The following is a 17291-nucleotide window of genomic DNA, read 5'->3' as shown; positions in this document are numbered from 1 at the left end:
AAGACCGTCAGCAATACAAGGGATCGGAATGGATCGGAACGAGATGGATACAGGAACGACTTTCAACACGCGACCTTTTGTCGCAGCAGCGGATGCCAATGTTGGCCGAGCGGCAACGCTCGCCGAACTGGCCCCAGGGGCGCGCGCCCGCGTGCTTTCGCTGCAGGTTCACGGCCCCCAGCGGCGCCGACTGATGGACCTTGGGTTGATTGCCGGTGCCGAGGTGTATCGCGAGTTCAGCAGTCCGTTCGGCGATCCCGTTGCCTTCCGGGTCTTCGACAGTTTGGTGGCGCTCCGCAGAGAGCAGGCTGAGGCGATCCGCGTCCAGTTGATCGACTCTGAGACCCAACCAGAGAAGGGTGCATCGTGACAGAGAAGAAGCAGGCGGGAGGATGCGGCCGTTTCTGTTCTACTGGTACTTGTCCGATTCCGGGAATCAAACCGACCAAGTCAAAAGGCACGCAAGAACAACTCGATAAGTCCGACCTGACCGTCGCCCTGCTGGGTAATCCGAACACGGGGAAGAGCACCGTGTTTAATGCCCTGACGGGTTTGCGGCAGCACGTCGGCAATTGGCCCGGCAAGACCGTGGCGCGCGCCGAGGGGTCTTTCACGATCGGCGACGAGACCGTTCGTATCGTCGATCTGCCGGGGGCGTACTCGTTGTTCTCCTCCAGTCATCATGAGGAGATCGCACGCGATTTCATTCTGTTCGGCGAACCCGCGGTCACGATTGTCGTAGTCGACGGCACGCGCCTGGAACGCAACCTGGCGCTCGTTCTGCAGACGCTCGACATCACGCCGCGCGTCGTTGTGGCGCTGAACCTGATGGACGAGGCGCGCCGGCGCGGCATCGCGGTCGATCACAAGGCGCTTTCCAAACAACTCGGTGTGCCCGTTGTCCCGATGGCCGCGCGATTTGGCCAGGGCATCGACGATCTCCTCGGGGCGATCGACGAGGTCGCGCACTCCGATCCGGAGCCGACGCTGCTTCACAAGCCGAAGGATGCAGAAGACGAAGCCTTCGATGAGATCCTGATCGAAACGCAGGCCGCCGTGGAAGAAGCCTACCCCGGCTTGCCGAATTCGCGCTGGATCGCTCTTCGCCTTCTGGATGCGGATCACAGCATCATCGAAGCGATCGAGCAGGATGAGCTGGGCGATCTGATCGGGATGGAATCCCACGCGATGCCGTCTTTGGACCAGGTGAAGCTGCTGAGTCCGGAACGAGACCGCGCGACGGGCAGTCTGCTTGACGTGGCGGATCGCATGCGCAATCGCGTGGGGGATTCGCTGGCCGACAAGGTGGCACTCGAGTATTATGCACGCGCTGGCGCGATTGCCGATTCCGTTGTCAGCCGCAACGTTGATCGCTGGACGCGCATCGAGCGACGCATCGATCAGGTTCTGACCAGCAGGGTTTGGGGCATTCCCTCGATGATCCTGCTGCTCTTCGGCGCGCTCTGGCTGACGGTCGTAGGCGCGAACTACCCATCGCAGATGCTGGCGACGCTGACGCTGGATTGGATTCCGAATTACTTGCACGCCGGCGCTGATTTCCTGCATTTCCCCGGATGGTTGTCCGGTTTCCTGATCGATGGAATCTGGCGCGCGGCGGCTTGGGTGTTCAGCGTCATGCTGCCGCCGATGGCGATCTTCTTTCCGATCTTCACGATGCTGGAGGACCTCGGTTACCTGCCGCGCGTTGCGTTCAATCTCGATCGGCTGTTCCGCGCGTGCGGCGGACACGGCAAGCAGGCACTTAGCATGATGATGGGATTCGGGTGTAACGCAGCGGGCGTTGTTTCGACGCGCATCATCGACAGCCCACGCGAACGCCTGATGGCGATTGTGACGAACAACTTCTCCGTCTGCAATGGCCGGTGGCCGACGCTGATACTGATCTCGACGATCTTCGTCAGTTGGACGGCGCCGGAAGCGTGGAGTTCATTGATCACCGCGGCCGTCGTCACGGGCGTTTGTTTGCTGGGCGTGGCAGCGACGTTCATTTCATCGCTGATTCTCTCGCGCAGCGTGCTGCAGAGCGAACCGTCCACGTTCGGGCTGGAACTTCCGCCGTACCGCCCGCCGCGAATTCTTCAGACTCTTTACACGTCGGTAATCGATCGTACGCTGATCGTGCTCTGGCGAGCCATCCTGATGGCTGCCCCGGCCGGCGCAATCATCTGGCTGCTCTCGAATCTGATGATCGGGGACACTTCGATCGCGGGTTACCTGGTCGGCGCGCTGCAGCCTGTCGGTTGGTTCCTTGGGTTGAACGGGATCATCCTTGTCGCCTATGTTCTGGCGATTCCTGCCAACGAGATCGTCATCCCGACGATCCTAATGCTGACCGTGACTCTCGTGACGCAGAACGCGGATCTCGGTGTGCAAGCCGGCGTGATGGTCGAATTCAACGATCACGTTGTGCATGACATCCTCCGCAACGGCGGCTGGACAATGCTGACGGCAGTGAACCTACTGATCTTCTGTTTGTTCCACAATCCGTGCAGCACAACGATTCTGACGATCTGGAACGAGACGAAGAGCCTGCGTTGGACGACCATGTCCGTCGTCGTTCCGCTCGTGCCAGGCGTCATTCTCTGCGCAGTCGTCGCGGCGATCTGGCGAACGCTGGCGTAGGCATTCGAGCTCACAAGTGAAGTAAGTGTGGGTGGGGACGGAGACGGAATCGTTCACACGCAGGCGATGAACCTGTCAGACCTTGCCCTGCTGAAGTTCCTTCGCGCGGCGGGTGACTTCTTCGAGCAATTCGCGGTGAGCACGTTCGCCGGCCACGGACCATGTGTGATTGCGTGCAATCTCGACGCGCTTCTCTTCGTGAATCTCATCCTTGTCATTCATGGCCACCGTGGCGGCGGCCAGATACTCCCACGGGCTGTCCGCAACGCGCAGAATTCCTTCGTAGGGGGCCTCGCGCGCGATTCGTCCGACTTCAGGAAGACCAACCGAGACGACAGGTCGTCCTGTTGCCAGGTACTCGATCAGTTTTTCGGGGAACATCGCGTCGGTAAATGGCATGCGCTTGTGCGGGATCAACAGCACATCCGCCATTCGATACAGGCCGGGGTAGCTGCTGTACGGAATCTCGCCGAGGCAGTGCATGCGCGGGTTGCCTTCAATGTCTGCGGCCAGTGCGGGGTCGAGACTGTCTTCCTTGCGACCAAGGAAGATCACATTTCCAGTCGGCAGGTTTTCAAGGATCGTACGGAAAAACTCGGGCTCCAAACGCAGGTCTGCGACGCCGCCGTATACAAATCGCGGAGGCGTCAGGCGATCGATTCGCGCGGCAATCTTCCGTGTCTTCTCGTCGAGATCGTACGGCTTGAACTGATAGATGAACGAATCCTTCACTGCGTTCTCGAGCAGGAAGGTACGGCGGGCGATGTCCTCGCGCTTCTCCATCTGCGGCATCGAACTGCAGAGCGCCACATTGCAGGCCCGCAGCAGTTCGCGCTCCCAACGCCAGAGGATCTCGCGCTGCATGGCATTGAAGATCGGGCTCTGGCTCAGATCGTCGTAGACATGCGTGACCGGCACCGGGCCCGGCGGCAGATGCTGGATGATCTCCGAGTGCCAGGGGGCACCGAACCAATAAACGTGCGGGCTCCACTTCAGAGACTTCAATGCACGTTGCGCGCGCGAAGCCAACTGGCTGCTCGTGACAGAGCGCCACTTCTCCGCCATCTGATCGTTCTTAATGCCACGAACGCCAAAGGGCATGATACGGCCGGGTGTCAACACGACGAAGTCGCGGTCCGGCGCCTTCCATGTCTTGCCGATCGTGTGGAACTTAACAGGAGGCTCAACGTAGAGCACGCGCCACCCCATCCCTGCCAGCGTCCAGAGGTGATAGCGCGTCGAACCGCAGACCTCCGGCCAGCGCCACGTTCCCGGGGCGAAGGCCAGAATGCATGGGCCTGAGTTTTTCTTCTGCTCACTCATTCTGCGATGCTCTCTGCATTTGCCGGCGCAAGCCGGCGGGCATATTCAGCCACTTTGTGACGGTGGCGCTCAAGCGAAAGCCACTCGGCAGCGATCAGCGGTCGCCAGAGCAGTCCCGTTGCCACGGCGGCGATGGCAAGGCCTCCGCCCAGCAAGAAGATGCGTACGCCCATGGAACTGCTGGGGAGGAACCCCGTCAAGAGCCGGAATAGGAAAAGCAGCCCGCCAACGACCGCCGCGTAGAGGAGCGAACAGGCAACCGTCCGCCACAGACTGCGCGCGCGGAGGATCTTCGGCGCAACAACCAGGACCATCAGGGTCGATTTGAGCGTCAGGATGATCGACGTGGCCGCCGCGATGCCGAACAGGCCGGCGCTGCGCACCAGAATCCAGTCCAGCCAGGCGTTTAACCCCACCATCACGACCAGGATTGCGACCAGCATCCAGGGCCTGCGCGCGGCCAGTCCGGCCCCCGCCAGGAGCGGCATCATGGCCAGGAAGGGCAGCGCCAGGCAGTAACCACGCAACGCGACGGATGACATCCCGACGGCCGCCAGGTCGAAGGCACCGCGCTCGAACAGCAGACCAACGGCGGGTTCGGCCAGCCCCACGAGCAGGACGGCAGCGGGCGCCCCGGCCAGGATCGTCAGCCGGATTCCCAGCAGAAGCGTTTCCTGGAACGCGGCACCCTGGTTGGCCGCTCGGAATCGGCTCAGGCGCGTGAACAGCGGCGCCGACAAGGCCAGCCCCAGCAGCCCCGCCGGGAGATTCACGAGTTTCTCCGCGTAACTAAGCGCCGCAATGGCACCATCCTGCAGCATCGTCGCGAACATCCGATCAACGGTGATGTTCAGCCCCGCGATGATCCCGATGATCGCCGCCGGCCAGAAGAGCGCCTTCAGGCCGTCCCAGTCCTCCAGCCGTCGCAGCGGCTTCACGCGGCGCGTAAGGAAGTGCAGCACTGGCGCCAGAACCAGGATCTGAAGCCACTCCGCCGCCAGGAGACCGAAGGCCAGCGCCAGTGCCCCGGACATCTTGCTGAAGAGCAGGAGGACAGCGATGACGACGATGTTGTGAAAGGCCGGCTTGACCGCCGCCGTCACGTGGCGTCCGTGGGCGTTCACCAGACCGCTGTAGAGACCGGAAATCGCCCCGCCGGCCATCGTCAGGGACCCGATGACCGCCGCCCAGATCATCATCGAGCGGCGCGTATCGCCCTCCAGCACCAGGAGACGGGTCCAGAATGGCGATGTGACCGCCAGAAGCAGTGAGAGCGGAGCCAGGATCTCGAACAACCGGCGAGTCCCGACATTCATCATCCCGCGAAGCCGCGGCAGTTTGACACCAGCCGCGACGGGGACGGCCGCCGCAGCCAGACCGCCACCAATTCCAACAGTCAACGCGATCGGAACAGACAGGCCGAGATAGACGGCGTCCAGGTCCGCGCCAACACCAAAGCTGTGCGCCAGGATCATCTCGCGCAGCAGGCCCGTGATGCGGGACATCATCCCCGCCACGAGGATTCCGCCCGCCGCCCATCGCAACGATGGAAGGGCGCTCTTCACGGGCGTGCCCCTCGTTCAGAGAGAAGCGCGAAGACTTCGCGCCGCAGGGTCTGGATATCTTTGAATGGGTGAATGCGCTCCGCGCGAACCTGACGGGCGCAGGAAGCGGAGTCACTGCTCTCCACGACGACGAGATCCGCGTCGAGAATCAGTTCCGCGCGGCGTCGCTTGACCACCTTCGGCAAGCGGGCCCCGCAGTCGCAGCACTTCGGCATCCACAAGACAAGCAGCCGCGGCTGAAGTTGTCGCACAAGATGAGGCATCTCCGGGTTCCGCAGAATCAGGACATCCGTCCGTGCAAAGCCGGCCTCACGAAGAAGCGCCCCCGTCCTCGGGCGAGAGAAGAGCTCGCTGCCGTTCCACGTCGCATTGTTGTCCAGCCAGAAGGCCCGGCGGATGGGCAGCCATGTCCGCGGCCGCAATGTGAAGAGGCGCTCGTGGCGCCACTGCCCGAGGAACTTGCGCCGGGCGCGACGCCCAAGCGGCAGGAGATCGTTCTCCGTCATCAGGATGCGCCACGGCGATGCCGCGGGCCCAACAAAGGCCACTGTATCGCCCCGGCGAACAAGATTGGCCGCGAAGCGATGAGATGGGCCCGGAGGCGCAGTGTCCCACGCCGATTGGTCAAAGATCACCCAGCGGGTCGGCCGGGTGGGATCAGGCGAGGGGATGACGGGCGGCTGCGACATGCAGGCGTTCCTCCATGGTTCCCGAGGTTAAGCCAGGAAGCGCCGCGCGGACCAAGGGGAAAACCCTGGTTGAACCGAGGGCCCTCTGCTCTTACAGACTCTCCAACGTTCTTGATGAGCTTTCCAACATGCCCATCTACAAACATTCGCGCCTTTTCCGTGGCCTGGCGATCGTCGCAATCTGCCTGGCCGTTCCGCTGTTTGCCCTCGACGTGGTCGGGCTGTTCACGTCTCTGCGGAATCCACAGATCTATCAGGATGCAACGGTCGGTTTCGAGAATGATATTACGCTGACCCCTGAGCAGGTCCACACCGAGATCGATGCGCCTTTCACCGACCGGAAAGAGTACGCCCGCCGCGTTACCATGGCGGTGAATCAGGGCATCGCCCATTACTGGAGAGACGAAGGCCTCTCGAAGTACAACCTCCGCGTTCCGCCGACGGAGAATTACCTGCTCTGGCTGGCGAGCTTCGTCGTACCTGCCAAATTCCAGAAATACGAGTTCACCGACACTGACAAGGCGATCGAACGCGGCATCGGGTTGTGCTCTCAGCAGGCCATCATCGTAACCAACGCCCTTCATGCACGGGGTATCCCGGTCCACATCGTCGGACTGGCAGGGCATGTTGTGGCAACGGCACAGGTCGATGCGGAGAAAGACGAGTGGTGGGTGCTGGATCCTGACTTCGGCGTGGTCATTCCTCATTCAATGGAAGAGATTGAGCACGATCCGGAAATCATTCGTCCGATCTACGAAGCGACAGGAATCCGGCCGGATCGCATCGATGTAGTTATCGGCATCTTCGGTCCAGACGGAAACGAGATCACCCCGGGCTACGGGACGTTTCTCTATGATCGCGACAAGACGATCATCGAACACGCGTCCTATTTGGCAATCTGGCTGATCCCCTTGATGCTGGTACTCTTCGGAGGCGCTGTTCTGCGCTTGTCGCGTCGCGCGCCTTGACATCCTTCCTGACGCGCTCCATAAACTCAGTATTCGGAAGTTTGCATCTCTGCGCCGTCGGCGGGGCGTTTCCGGCGTCTGGCGGCGATCGTTTGGAGTCCCGACGTGGAGTTCACCTGCAACCAGTGCAACCATAAGTGGGAAGATCCGGATCTCGAGGGCCAGCCGATGGTCCAGTGTCCGGAGTGCTTCGCCGTCATCCCGATGATGCTGGCAGTGAAGGCCCCGGCGCCTGCGAAGGAAGAGCCGAAGCCCGACGTCCACGAAGAACAGACAGTGCTGGAGACCAAGCCGGCCCCCGAGCCGGAACCTGCATCCCCGCCCGCGGCCAATATCCACGAGGAACAAACGGTCCTGGAGACAAAACCCGAGCCCGAACCAGAGATCGAAGAACTCGACGATGAACTCGATATGGGTGCCGGCGAAGAGAAGACCGAAATCCTGCCGGGTGTTGGGCAACCGACCGCTCCCCCGCCGCCCGCAGCGAAAGATATCCACGAAGAGAATACCGTCCTGATGCCGGGCGCCAAGGAGGAAGCGGCAGAGGAAGAGACTCTCCTTCAATCGCCGCCAACTCCTACCGAAGAGCCGGTGGATGCGGCAGAAGAAGAGACGCTTCTTGGGTCGATGGATGATGTCGAAACACTGGTCCCGCCAAGCAGCGAAGCCGAAACAATTCTGGAGTCGAAGCCCGAAGTCGAAGACGAGGGCGACGAGTTCGATCAGACGTTGCCGATGGCACCAAAGGAGACCGACGACGATGCGCCGCCGATCCCGCCACCGTCGGCCGATTGGCTCGAGAAGACAGAACCTGTCAGCGGCGACAAGACCGTCCGCGACGATGGACTGCAGCCCCCGTCGGCGACACCGCACGAAGATCTGCCACCGGATTTCGACCCGGAGACGATCAACCCGTCGTTCTCCGACGACGAGGTGAAGTCCGCTCCAGCGGCAACGGTCCTGGATCAGCCGGAACCGGAAGTCACACGCCCCGTCGCCATGCCCGGCCCACAAGAGCAGGCTCAGGCCGGCGCCGACGATGCGACACTTCCTCCGGCGGGAGATGAAGAGACGAAGGTTCTCGCGCACGAGCAGCCCGATCCATCCGCTACGGCCGAGACGAAGCCGCCCGCAGCCCGAACGCCGACACTGCCAACCGGCGGTGGCAACGACGAGACCGTTGAACAACTGCCGTCCGCCTACAAGCCGGCGGAGAGCGACGCTCCCCCGGCGGCAAAGGACTTTGGCGGATCGACGCCTGCAACCTTGAATCTGGAAGGCAAAGCAGTCGGCGGCTTCCGCGTGAAGAAGATGCTCGGGCATGGCGGGATGGGCGCCGTCTTCCAGGCGCGCCAGCTTTCGCTCGATCGCGATGTCGCGCTGAAGGTTCTGCCGGGAGTGCTGGCAAAGAACCCCGATTTCCTGATGCGCTTCACGCGCGAGGCTTTGAGTGCCGCGCAGTTAACGCATCATAACATCATCCAGGTCTACGACACCGGCAGCCAGGACAACATCCACTTCATCAGCATGGAGTTTGTCCGCGGCAAAGACCTCGGGACAATGGTGCGCAAGGACGGGCGCCTGTCTGTCGACGATGCGGCCGGCTATGTCCTGCAAGCCGCCCGTGGTCTGCAGTACGCGCACAAGCATGGCATCATCCATCGCGATATCAAGCCCGACAACCTGATGGTGAATGAGCACGGTGTCGTGAAAATCGCCGACATGGGTCTGGCGAAGATGATCGCAGCTGTCGAGGAAGCCACGCGATTGGCTCCCGAGGACGAAGAGAAAATCCTGAAGCAGGCAAAGGGCGATCTGACGATCAGCGATGTTGCCATGGGCACGCCGTCATACATGGCGCCGGAACAAGGCCGTGACGCGTCAACCGTCGGGCCAAAAGCCGATCAGTACTCACTCGGATGCACGTTGTACTACTTGATCGCCGGACGCGCTCCGTACAGCGGTAGTAGCGCCTACGAGATCATCAGTAAGCATCAGATGGAGCCGCTGCCGCCGCTTGAGACGCACGTGAAGCACGTGCCGCCGGTGCTGAAGACAATCATCCTGAAGATGCTCGAGAAGGATCCGGAGAAGCGCTACGAGTCGCTCGAAGGCGCTATCGCGGATCTCGAAGCGTACCTCGGCGTCGAGAGCGATAAAGGCGCGTACCGTCCGCGCGAGATGCACGTCAAGGTGCTCGAGGCCGAGCAGATTGCTTACAACAATGTCCCGGGCCGCAAACTGCGCGCGCTGGTCGTCCCAGCGTTCTTCGCGGTGATGGCCATTCTGACAGTGCTGTTTGCGATCTCGGGTTCATTCCTGGCCGGCGGCACCTTGGCTCTGATGGTCCTGACACCGCTGGCGAACTTCATCATCAATGGCATCACAACAGGAGACTCCTTGTTCCGAAGGGTCCGAAGCGTCTTCTTTGGAATGCCGTTCAAGGGCTGGCTCGCTGCAGTCGGCAACGCCGTCCTTATCGTGCTGTTGCTCTCGATCTTCGGCCTTCTGTGGACCTGGCTGGGATTCGCGTTCGTCGCCGTCGGGTTAGCGTTCGCCTATCGCGCGTTCGTTGTCAGACCTCTGCGCAAGCAGCGCGCTCCTCACATCGAGGCGATGCAGGACATGCTGAAGCAACTCCGTCTGCGAGGCGTCTCGGAAGAAGCGCTGCAGGACTTCATCGCGCGCTTCAGTGGCCGCCGCTGGGAGGAGTTCTTCGAAGATCTGTTCGGCTACGACCTGATGATCCTGGCGCGTGCGAAGGTCTCGCGCATGGAGGTGAAGCAGAAGCGCAAGCGCTACGGTGTGTGGCGCGATCCGATCGCTCACTGGCTCGACGGGATCGAGGATGCGCGTCGCGAACGCCGCGAGCAGAAGCAGCTCGAAAAGGCGGAAGTTCGCCGACTCCGTTCGCTTGGTATGGGTTCCAAGGAAGCCAAGGCCGAAGCCAAGAAGACCGCCAACAAGCTGGTCAAGGAAGGCCTGCTGATTCCGGAAATCGAAAGCGAAGACGTCGAAGAAATGAAGAGGATGGTGAAGGCAACGCGCTTCCGCCTGCCGCGCAAGTCCATCTTCAATCTTGGCTTCCAGTTCCTTCGCCTCGTGGCCGGCGCCGGGATGATCGCCGTTTATGGGCTGGAACTCTTTCAGATCATCGATTTGCCGATCCCCGGCTTCATCACCGACATGGCATTGATGGACGGAACGAAGATCGATCTGATCGTAATTACGCTGCCATTCTCACCGAACTACATCGGCCTGGTTGTTGGTGCCTTCCTGTTCCTCAGCGCCTTCTCGTCGCGAATCATTGCGCCGTTCCTAGTGACGGCGGGCGCCGTACTGGTCGTCGCCCGCGAGCCATTCATCGCGATCTCCGGCGCCAGCCTGACGGAATACCAGACGGTTTTGGTAGGCGCAGCAGTTGCGCTGCTCGGGTTCGTCTACGGCATCCTATTCCGAAAGAGATGATCGCCTTGAATTGAGGCTTTTGCATGTCGTCGACACCACGCGTTTCGATCCTCCTGCCTGCCCGCGATTCGGCAGCGACAATCGGCGACGCACTGACAAGCTGTCTCGATCAGACGTTCAAGGACTTCGAGATTCTGGCCGTTGATGACTCCTCCGAGGACGAGACTGGACGGATCATCGAGCAGTTCGCCGCCAAAGACGGCCGCGTCCGTCACGTCGCCACCGATCCGCCGGGCGGGCTGGTTGGCGCTCTGAATCTGGCCGCCGCCGAAGCCCGCGGCGAGTTCCTCGCTCGCATGGATGCCGATGACTTTGCCTATCCCGAGCGCCTGGCCAAGCAGGTCGCGCTGCTGGACGCCCGGCCGCAGGTCGCCGTGGCCAGTTGCCTTATCCGCATCCTGGGCTCCGTCGATTCGCGCGAAGGCCACCCGGCCGCGGGATTCCGGCGTTACGAGGAGTGGCTGAACAGCGTTGTCGAGCCGGACCAGATCGCCCGCGAGCGCTTCGTCGAGAGCCCCATCGCGCACCCGACTGTGATGATGCGGCGCGAAGCGTTCGAATCCGTCGGGGGCTATCGCGACCCCAGTTGGGCCGAAGACTACGATCTTTGCCTCCGGTTCCTGGATGCCGGGATGCAGATCGCCAAGGTGCCGGAGGTCCTCCTCGACTGGTTTGACGGGCCTTCGCGGCTGACGCGGACCGCGCCGCGGTACTCGGAGGAGGCCTTCCTGCATGCGAAGGCCCACTACCTTTCCCGCCTGCCCGCCATCCGCGAGCGCGGCGCGGCGATTTCCGGCGCCGGCCCGACAGGCAAAGCCATCGCCCGCCTCCTGGTTTCCAGGGAAATCGCCGTCCATGCATTCTACGACGTCCATCCGCGGCGGTCGGGCTCGCGAATCGCCGGAATCCCGGTGCATTCGGCCGAGGATCTGCCCCCGGCGGGCCCTGACCAGCCGATCCACCTGGCCGCCGTCGGCCAGCCCAACCGCCGCCCGGCGATCCGAGAATTGCTAAACGGCCTCGGGCTCGTGGAAGGGGTCGACTGGTTCGCCGTGGCGTGATTCCGACGATTTGGGCCGAAAAAACCGCCCAAAAGCACTTGACGGCCCCGAGGGGTTGCCACTAGACAACCGAAGCCCTCCGGGGCTGGTGTAGCTCAATTGGCAGAGCACCTGATTTGTAATCAGGCGGTTGCGGGTTCGAGTCCCATCACCAGCTCCAGCCACATCTCAAATTTGAGGACGGGTGGCCGAGTGGTTAATGGCAGCAGACTGTAAATCTGCCGGGCAGACCGCCCTACGTTGGTTCGAATCCAACCCCGTCCACCATAATAAGCGCCCCTGGTTCGCCAGGGGCGGTTCTCTTTGTCCTTACCGGATCTGCTGGCTGAGGGTGTGGTCAGTCGGATGTTTTCGTTTGTTGCGGCTTGCTCAGCCTACGGATGATATCCGCGGCAGACGGAGTCGGGATCTGCCACACATGGACTCTCACTCCCCGCGCGGACAGGATCGGAGCATTGCGGCGCTGCATGGATACGATCAGCGCGACCTTCTCATTGATTGGAAGTCGCGCCAGCCGAGAACGGAATTTCTTCTTGGATTCAGCAATCTGCTCGATGTTCATGATCGGATCCACTCGTCGTACTTCTTCTGCCATCCATACTTTGATACTAGATCCGCCAGGAGCTGTCTGTCCAGGAAACTCGGCCCCTCCGCGTCCGCTCTCCATAGCAGCCTGAAGCGGTCTTTGTCCTTTTGCCGCCCAGCATCGAGCATGATTAGCATGAGGTATTCCGCTCGCGGAACATGGGTAATGACCGTCTCCAGTTCGCCCTTGTATTCCATATCGACTGCTGTTTGAACAGCCTCAACGATGTGCGGTTTCTCCGCAGGAAGAAACTGGACTGGAATCCCCTCGATGATGAGGTACAGATCCTGCCACTCGTATCCTCTGCTCTTCAGTTCTTCGTACAATCCATTGAAGGGATCCAAGGAAAGAGCTGATCTCTTTGGAGTCACGAAGATAAAGACATCAAGGTCGTATGTACTGACAGGTTCAATGGGATAGAACATGGCCGCCATAGCGCCGGCGAGAGCATAGCGCTCAATCAGACCTTCCTGTTCCAGTTCGTTTAGTATTCGAAGCGTTGCTTCCATAATGATCTGATGTTGCCTCTCTCGATCGCCAAGTCAATCAGCATGGATCACTTCCGCAATCGCAAGTCCGGGTTACTTCCTCTGCAAATCCGATGCGACCTCCTGTGATCTCCCCATCTGCTTCTCCCTGCTCCTGTCCAACGATGGGATTGAATCGTCCGGTTCAACTGAGAACCTCCTCTCAGCATCTCCAAAGAGTCCGCTAGTCGGTGAGGCCAGGCTGGGTAAATCCGTCCGATCGCTCCCAGTAATACCAGGAGTCGATGCTCGTTGGAGTAAGGATGTCTATTTGACCGTGACCATCTCTGGTAACAGTCCTTGTACTGGGGCCATCCTCAGCTCGAACAAGTCCACGAAGCCGATATACACTCAAGGAGCCGGCGATCCAGATAGTGATATGGGCACGGATTCCGTCGATTGTTACTGCTCTTATCGACTCCTGCTTCATAAATCGAATGTGTGAAGAGATGGAAGAATCGTCACGAGTCTCGTCCCACATGTACGTCACATTCCAAGTCCCATCTGGCCTAAGATTGATCAGGGCTATGCCGGTGCGTTCAAGTTCATCTATGAAAGCATCGTACTCGCCTACGCGGGCCTGCAAACTCTCGATTACTTCGCTCTGGGTGGGTTGATCATCACTGTCTGAACCTATGCATGCGAATAGGAGAAGCGTGACCAATGGGAGAATCACAGCTCGCAGGCAGTTCCTCATTGTTCATGGGTCCTTAGATCAGTTCGACTAGTAGGTGGATCAGTTCTCACAAGCGCACGCCGCACCGCGGCGGCGAGGAGGTTTGTGGTCTCCCCCGGCGACGGAATCGAAGCGTCCGATTCGATCAGTCCGGTTACTTGATCGGCGGTGAGGAATTCGCGCATCCTGTCGTCCCATTCCACGGAGCCGGCAAGGACTTGGACGCCGATGCCGAGGGCCTTTGCCTCGCGGACGATGCGACCGGGGCCTTTGCCCATCATCGATTGGCGGTCGAAGCGGCCTTCGCCGGTGATGACGAGATCGCTGTTTGCGAGGTGATCGAGAAGGCTCGATTGGTCGATGAGGAAATCGGAGCCTGAGACGATCTCTGCGTCGAAGAACGCCAACAGCGCCCCGCCCATTCCCCCTGCCGCGCCGGCGCCGGACCTTTCAGAAACTCGCCGGCCAACCGTTGCTTCGATCAATCCGTAGACATGCTCCAAAGCCTCCGCCAGTTGCTCGACCATCTCGGGCGAGGCGCCTTTCTGTGGTCCGAAGACGCGCGCGGCGCCCAGTCTTCCGTGCAACGGATTCTCCACGTCGGAGAGAACTCGCACTGTCTTGTCGCGAGGCACACCGCCCGCATCCAATCCCGTAATCCGCCCAAAATCCTTCGGGACAAGCGGTGCTTCCAATGTCTCGCCCCGTTCGTCGAGGAAGCGCACGCCGAGCGCCTGCATTGCGCCCACGCCGCCGTCCACAATTCCGGAATCCCCAAGCCCGACGGTCACGCAGTCCGACATTTCGAATGCTCGAGCGATCAATTGCCCGCAGCCGAACGATGTTGCCTCCATCGGATTGCGTCGCGATTCAGGGATGAGGGCGAGGCCGCTCGCCGCGGCCAATTCAAGAACGACCTCGTCGGGATCCGTGAAATGCGCGAGGTGCGCGATGACTTCCTTGCCGATTGGCGACATCACGGGCACATCGATGCGCCGGCCATGGCGCAGACGAAGAAACACATCGGTGGTTCCACTGCCACCATCCGCGAGGGGAATGCATTCGCACTCCGCGTTCGGCTGCACCGCGCGAATGCCGTTCTCGACGGCGCGACACGCTTCATTCGCCGAGAGCGTGCCCTTGAACGAATCCATTGCGATGAGGATTTTCGGCCCAGCGGCCATTGTCATCCCTTTCGCTTCGCCGCGGCGAATTGAAGGAACTCGTCCATGCTCCACGTGTTCACGATGTGCTGCTTTTCCGCCCAACCCTTGCGCGCCATCGCGATGCCGTACTTCATATGATCGAGCCCCGACATGGCATGTGCGTCCGGGCCGATCGAAAGCAGACATCCTTGCTCGATTGCGAAATGTACGAGTCGCCAATCCAAATCCAACCGATGGGGGTTCGCGTTGATTTCGATGATCGTCTTGCACTGTGCGCAGCGCTTGATGATCTCGCGCTGGTTAATTTCATAGCCATCGCGGGCCAACAGCAATCGTCCCGTCATGTGACCGAGAATCGTGGTGTGAGGATTCTCGATCGCGCAGAGGATGCGCTTCGTCTGATCTTCTTCGGACAAATTGAAGAGGCTATGCACCGACGCCACGATGTAATCGAATCGCGCGAGGAGTTCATCCTCGTAATCCAACGCACCTTCGCGCAGAATGTCCGACTCGATGCCTTTCAGTAAACGCACGCCTTTGTTTGCATACTTCTCATTCACGCCATCGATTTCGTCGAACTGGCGCTCGACGTCGGCCGGTTTCAATCCACCGGCGTATGCGGCTGTCTGACTGTGATCGGCCAAGCCCATCCACTCGATCTTGTTCTCGACCGCCCACTTCGCGTAGTCCTCAACCTCGGGGCGACCATCGCTGTAGTGTGTGTGCAGGTGCATGATGCCGCGCACATCTTCGGCGACGATCAGGTTTGGCAAATCGTCTTCTTCCGCCGCTTCGACCTCGCCCATGTCTTCGCGCAACTCGGGCGGAATCCACGCGAGCCCCAGGTGCTTGTAGACATCCGCCTCTGTCTTCGCCTCGAGCGATGTCTCCGTCCCTTCGCGGAAGAGGCCATATTCATTCGACTTCAACCCCATCTCTTTCGCGCGACCGCGCAACGCCGTGTTGTGCTCCTTCGAGCCTGAGAAGTGCTGAAGCGCAAACGGATATTGTTCGGGCGACACGCAGCGCAAGTCTGCGCCCATCCCGGAATCCAACAGGACGCTCGACTTCGTAGTGCCCTTGCCGGTGACGCGTTCGACCGACGGCAGGCCAACGAAGAAGTCCATCACCGCCTCCGGCTCGTTCGTCGCGCAAACGAAGTCGACGTCTTTGATCGTTTCGCGCCAGCGACGCAGACTGCCCGCGAGTTCAACCTGTTCGACGACGTCGAGACTCACGAGTGCCTCGAGAATCGGCTGCGCAGTTTCGTACGCCTGCGAAAGCAGGAAACGGCCGGAGTGCTTTCGCAATTGCTCGATACCGGCGACGATCTTCTCTGCGGATTTCTTGCCGAAACCTTTCAAGCCGGCGACGCTGCCATCCTCGCAGGCCTTCTCCAATCCTTCGATCGTTGTGATGCCGAGTTCCTGGTAAACGGCGCGCACTTTCTTTGCGCCGAAGCCCGGAATCTTCGTCATCTCGACAAGACCGGGCGGGTACTTGCCTTTCAAGTCATCCAGTTCCTCGATCTGTCCCTGGTCCCAGAACTCCTGGATCTTCTCGGCGATGCCTTTGCCGATGCCTTCGATCTCCGTCAGCGTCCCGGCGTCCACTTGAGATCCAATGTCCAGGCTCTCGTCACCGAGTGCGCGGACGGCCTTGGTGTAGGCGCCGACTTTGAAGGTGTTCGCACCGTCCAGTTCCAACAGGATCGCCATTTCTCGCAGCGCATTGATCAACCGGGGTTTCGTAGACATCGAGGACTCCTGCATGAGATTGCGGCGCCTGAAGCCTGACCGCAGATGGGATGTATAGGCCGTGCGGAACCGATGGGACAATCCCTGAGTCTGCCCTGCTCCTGCATCGATTGTCCAAAATCCCGAACTTTTATCTGGCCCCCCTTTTTTCGATCCTCTAGCGATGAGGTACTCCCTTTCAGCGGGACTCGATGATGCCGGCTCTCAATGCAGTCGTTTCGCTCCTGGACGACGAGCACGCCCACAAGGTCCGCGCCCTATGGGCGGAACTGGAGGAGCGTGTCGGACTGGGTGGCGTGGCGCGTCGGCCGATCCCGCATTTTACCTGGCATTCTGCCGCGTCCTACGATTTGCCGCGGCTCCAGACTGTCCTGACCCGATTCGCCGCCCGCATGACGCCATTCTCTGTGCGTACCAACGCGCTCTCCTTCTTCCCGGGCGAAAGCCCTGTTCTCTTCATCCACGTTGTCCGCGATCCTCGCCTGAACATGATCCACCGCTCTCTGGGGCCGCGGCTCCACGCGATTGCCACCGATCCGACGCCCAATTTCCGGCCGGAAACCTGGGTCCCGCACCTGACGCTGGCCTCCACGGGATTGGACGCCGACAAGGCGGCCGAAGCAGCTCGATTACTGGTAAATCGAGACTTCCAGTGGACGATCCCCATCAATAACCTGGCGCTGCTGACCTCCGAGACACCGGATCACCCACTGCCGCTGCGGGTGGATTTCGCCGAAACGGATTGATTAAGAAGAAAGCCGGAGAAGCCCGCACCAGGCTTCTCCGGCTATTGATAGCGCCCTCATTGTGTCGGCGCCTGTCGGGGGGAAATTTGTCTAAACGAACGCTGTTTGCGTTTCAG

The 17291-nt window shown here is 60.6% G+C and carries 13 protein-coding genes and 2 tRNA genes; 8 read left to right on the top strand and 7 right to left on the bottom strand.

What is annotated here, in order from left to right; translation table 11 throughout:
- Positions 1 to 43: 43 nt before the first annotated feature.
- Together KQI84_14070 and feoB are read left to right on the top strand one after the other, a co-directional pair.
- On the top strand, positions 44 to 370 hold the full coding sequence (locus KQI84_14070; GenBank protein MCB2156003.1) for a ferrous iron transport protein A: 327 nt from the start codon (positions 44 to 46) through the stop codon (positions 368 to 370).
- Positions 367 to 2643, top strand: coding sequence for a ferrous iron transport protein B (feoB, locus tag KQI84_14065; protein ID MCB2156002.1), 2277 nt, complete (start codon positions 367 to 369; stop codon positions 2641 to 2643). Before KQI84_14070 ends, feoB begins: the two co-directional genes overlap by 4 nt.
- 75 nt (positions 2644 to 2718) lie before the next feature.
- Here the strand turns inward: feoB and KQI84_14060 are convergent, their stop codons facing one another.
- The 3 genes from KQI84_14060 to KQI84_14050 are packed head-to-tail and all read right to left on the bottom strand — an operon-like array spanning position 2719 to position 6220.
- Positions 2719 to 3966, bottom strand: a complete 1248-nt coding sequence (locus tag KQI84_14060; GenBank protein ID MCB2156001.1) for a hypothetical protein — start codon at positions 3964 to 3966, stop codon at positions 2719 to 2721.
- Positions 3963 to 5531, bottom strand: a complete 1569-nt coding sequence (locus KQI84_14055) for a hypothetical protein (protein MCB2156000.1) — start codon at positions 5529 to 5531, stop codon at positions 3963 to 3965. Before KQI84_14055 ends, KQI84_14060 begins: the two co-directional genes overlap by 4 nt.
- The gene (locus KQI84_14050) at positions 5528 to 6220 is read right to left on the bottom strand and encodes a hypothetical protein (GenBank protein MCB2155999.1); all 693 of its coding nucleotides are present in this window, start codon (positions 6218 to 6220) and stop codon (positions 5528 to 5530) included. The genes KQI84_14055 and KQI84_14050 overlap by 4 nt, the downstream gene beginning before the upstream one ends.
- Positions 6221 to 6348: 128 nt before the next feature.
- Between KQI84_14050 and KQI84_14045 the strand changes: the two genes are divergently transcribed.
- The 5 genes from KQI84_14045 to KQI84_14025 all read left to right on the top strand — a co-directional run bounded on the left by KQI84_14045 (position 6349) and on the right by KQI84_14025 (position 11984).
- Positions 6349 to 7188, top strand: coding sequence for a hypothetical protein (locus KQI84_14045; GenBank protein MCB2155998.1), 840 nt, complete (start codon positions 6349 to 6351; stop codon positions 7186 to 7188).
- A gap of 105 nt (positions 7189 to 7293) precedes the next feature.
- Positions 7294 to 10656, top strand: coding sequence for a protein kinase (locus KQI84_14040; GenBank protein MCB2155997.1), 3363 nt, complete (start codon positions 7294 to 7296; stop codon positions 10654 to 10656).
- A gap of 23 nt (positions 10657 to 10679) precedes the next feature.
- The gene (locus KQI84_14035; GenBank protein ID MCB2155996.1) at positions 10680 to 11717 is read left to right on the top strand and encodes a glycosyltransferase; all 1038 of its coding nucleotides are present in this window, start codon (positions 10680 to 10682) and stop codon (positions 11715 to 11717) included.
- An 84-nt stretch (positions 11718 to 11801) separates the two neighbouring features.
- Positions 11802 to 11877 (top strand) — tRNA-Thr (locus tag KQI84_14030).
- Positions 11878 to 11895: 18 nt separating this feature from the next.
- Positions 11896 to 11984: transfer RNA gene (locus KQI84_14025), tRNA-Tyr, on the top strand.
- 70 nt (positions 11985 to 12054) lie between these two features.
- Here KQI84_14025 and KQI84_14020 read toward each other — a convergent pair.
- The 4 genes from KQI84_14020 to polX all read right to left on the bottom strand — a co-directional run bounded on the left by KQI84_14020 (position 12055) and on the right by polX (position 16429).
- The gene (locus KQI84_14020) at positions 12055 to 12291 is read right to left on the bottom strand and encodes a hypothetical protein (GenBank protein MCB2155995.1); all 237 of its coding nucleotides are present in this window, start codon (positions 12289 to 12291) and stop codon (positions 12055 to 12057) included.
- Positions 12276 to 12812 carry a hypothetical protein gene (locus tag KQI84_14015; protein MCB2155994.1) on the bottom strand — a complete coding sequence of 179 codons (537 nt, stop codon included), beginning with the start codon at positions 12810 to 12812 and terminating at the stop codon, positions 12276 to 12278. Before KQI84_14015 ends, KQI84_14020 begins: the two co-directional genes overlap by 16 nt.
- Positions 12813 to 13523: 711 nt before the next feature.
- The gene (locus KQI84_14010) at positions 13524 to 14696 is read right to left on the bottom strand and encodes a glycerate kinase (GenBank protein ID MCB2155993.1); all 1173 of its coding nucleotides are present in this window, start codon (positions 14694 to 14696) and stop codon (positions 13524 to 13526) included.
- Positions 14693 to 16429 (bottom strand): DNA polymerase/3'-5' exonuclease PolX, encoded by a 1737-nt coding sequence (gene polX / locus KQI84_14005; protein ID MCB2155992.1) that lies wholly within the window; start codon positions 16427 to 16429, stop codon positions 14693 to 14695. The genes KQI84_14010 and polX overlap by 4 nt, the downstream gene beginning before the upstream one ends.
- A 191-nt stretch (positions 16430 to 16620) precedes the next feature.
- Here polX and KQI84_14000 point away from each other — a divergent pair, with 191 nt between their 5' ends.
- Entirely contained in the window at positions 16621 to 17175 is a 555-nt protein-coding gene (locus KQI84_14000) for a 2'-5' RNA ligase family protein (protein MCB2155991.1), read from the top strand.
- The last annotated feature ends 116 nt before the right edge of the window (positions 17176 to 17291 follow it).

The organism is bacterium, assembly GCA_020444065.1.
In the GTDB taxonomy this organism is placed as follows: domain Bacteria; phylum Sumerlaeota; class Sumerlaeia; order SLMS01; family JAHLLQ01; genus JAHLLQ01.
Note: the sequence above shows the minus strand (reverse complement) of the source record. Positions and strands in the feature narration are given on the sequence as shown.

Bases quoted from the DNA above. Each gene is read 5' to 3' on its own strand.
- KQI84_14070 (MCB2156003.1), top strand. From the start codon at position 44: ATGGATACAGGAACGACTTTCAACACGCGACCTTTTGTCGCAGCAGCG.
- KQI84_14060 (MCB2156001.1), bottom strand. From the start codon at position 3,966: ATGAGTGAGCAGAAGAAAAACTCAGGCCCATGCATTCTGGCCTTCGCC.
- KQI84_14050 (MCB2155999.1), bottom strand. From the start codon at position 6,220: ATGTCGCAGCCGCCCGTCATCCCCTCGCCTGATCCCACCCGGCCGACC.
- KQI84_14045 (MCB2155998.1), top strand. From the start codon at position 6,349: ATGCCCATCTACAAACATTCGCGCCTTTTCCGTGGCCTGGCGATCGTC.
- KQI84_14035 (MCB2155996.1), top strand. From the start codon at position 10,680: ATGTCGTCGACACCACGCGTTTCGATCCTCCTGCCTGCCCGCGATTCG.
- KQI84_14015 (MCB2155994.1), bottom strand. From the start codon at position 12,812: ATGGAAGCAACGCTTCGAATACTAAACGAACTGGAACAGGAAGGTCTG.
- KQI84_14010 (MCB2155993.1), bottom strand. From the start codon at position 14,696: ATGACAATGGCCGCTGGGCCGAAAATCCTCATCGCAATGGATTCGTTC.
- polX (MCB2155992.1), bottom strand. From the start codon at position 16,429: ATGTCTACGAAACCCCGGTTGATCAATGCGCTGCGAGAAATGGCGATC.
- KQI84_14000 (MCB2155991.1), top strand. From the start codon at position 16,621: ATGATGCCGGCTCTCAATGCAGTCGTTTCGCTCCTGGACGACGAGCAC.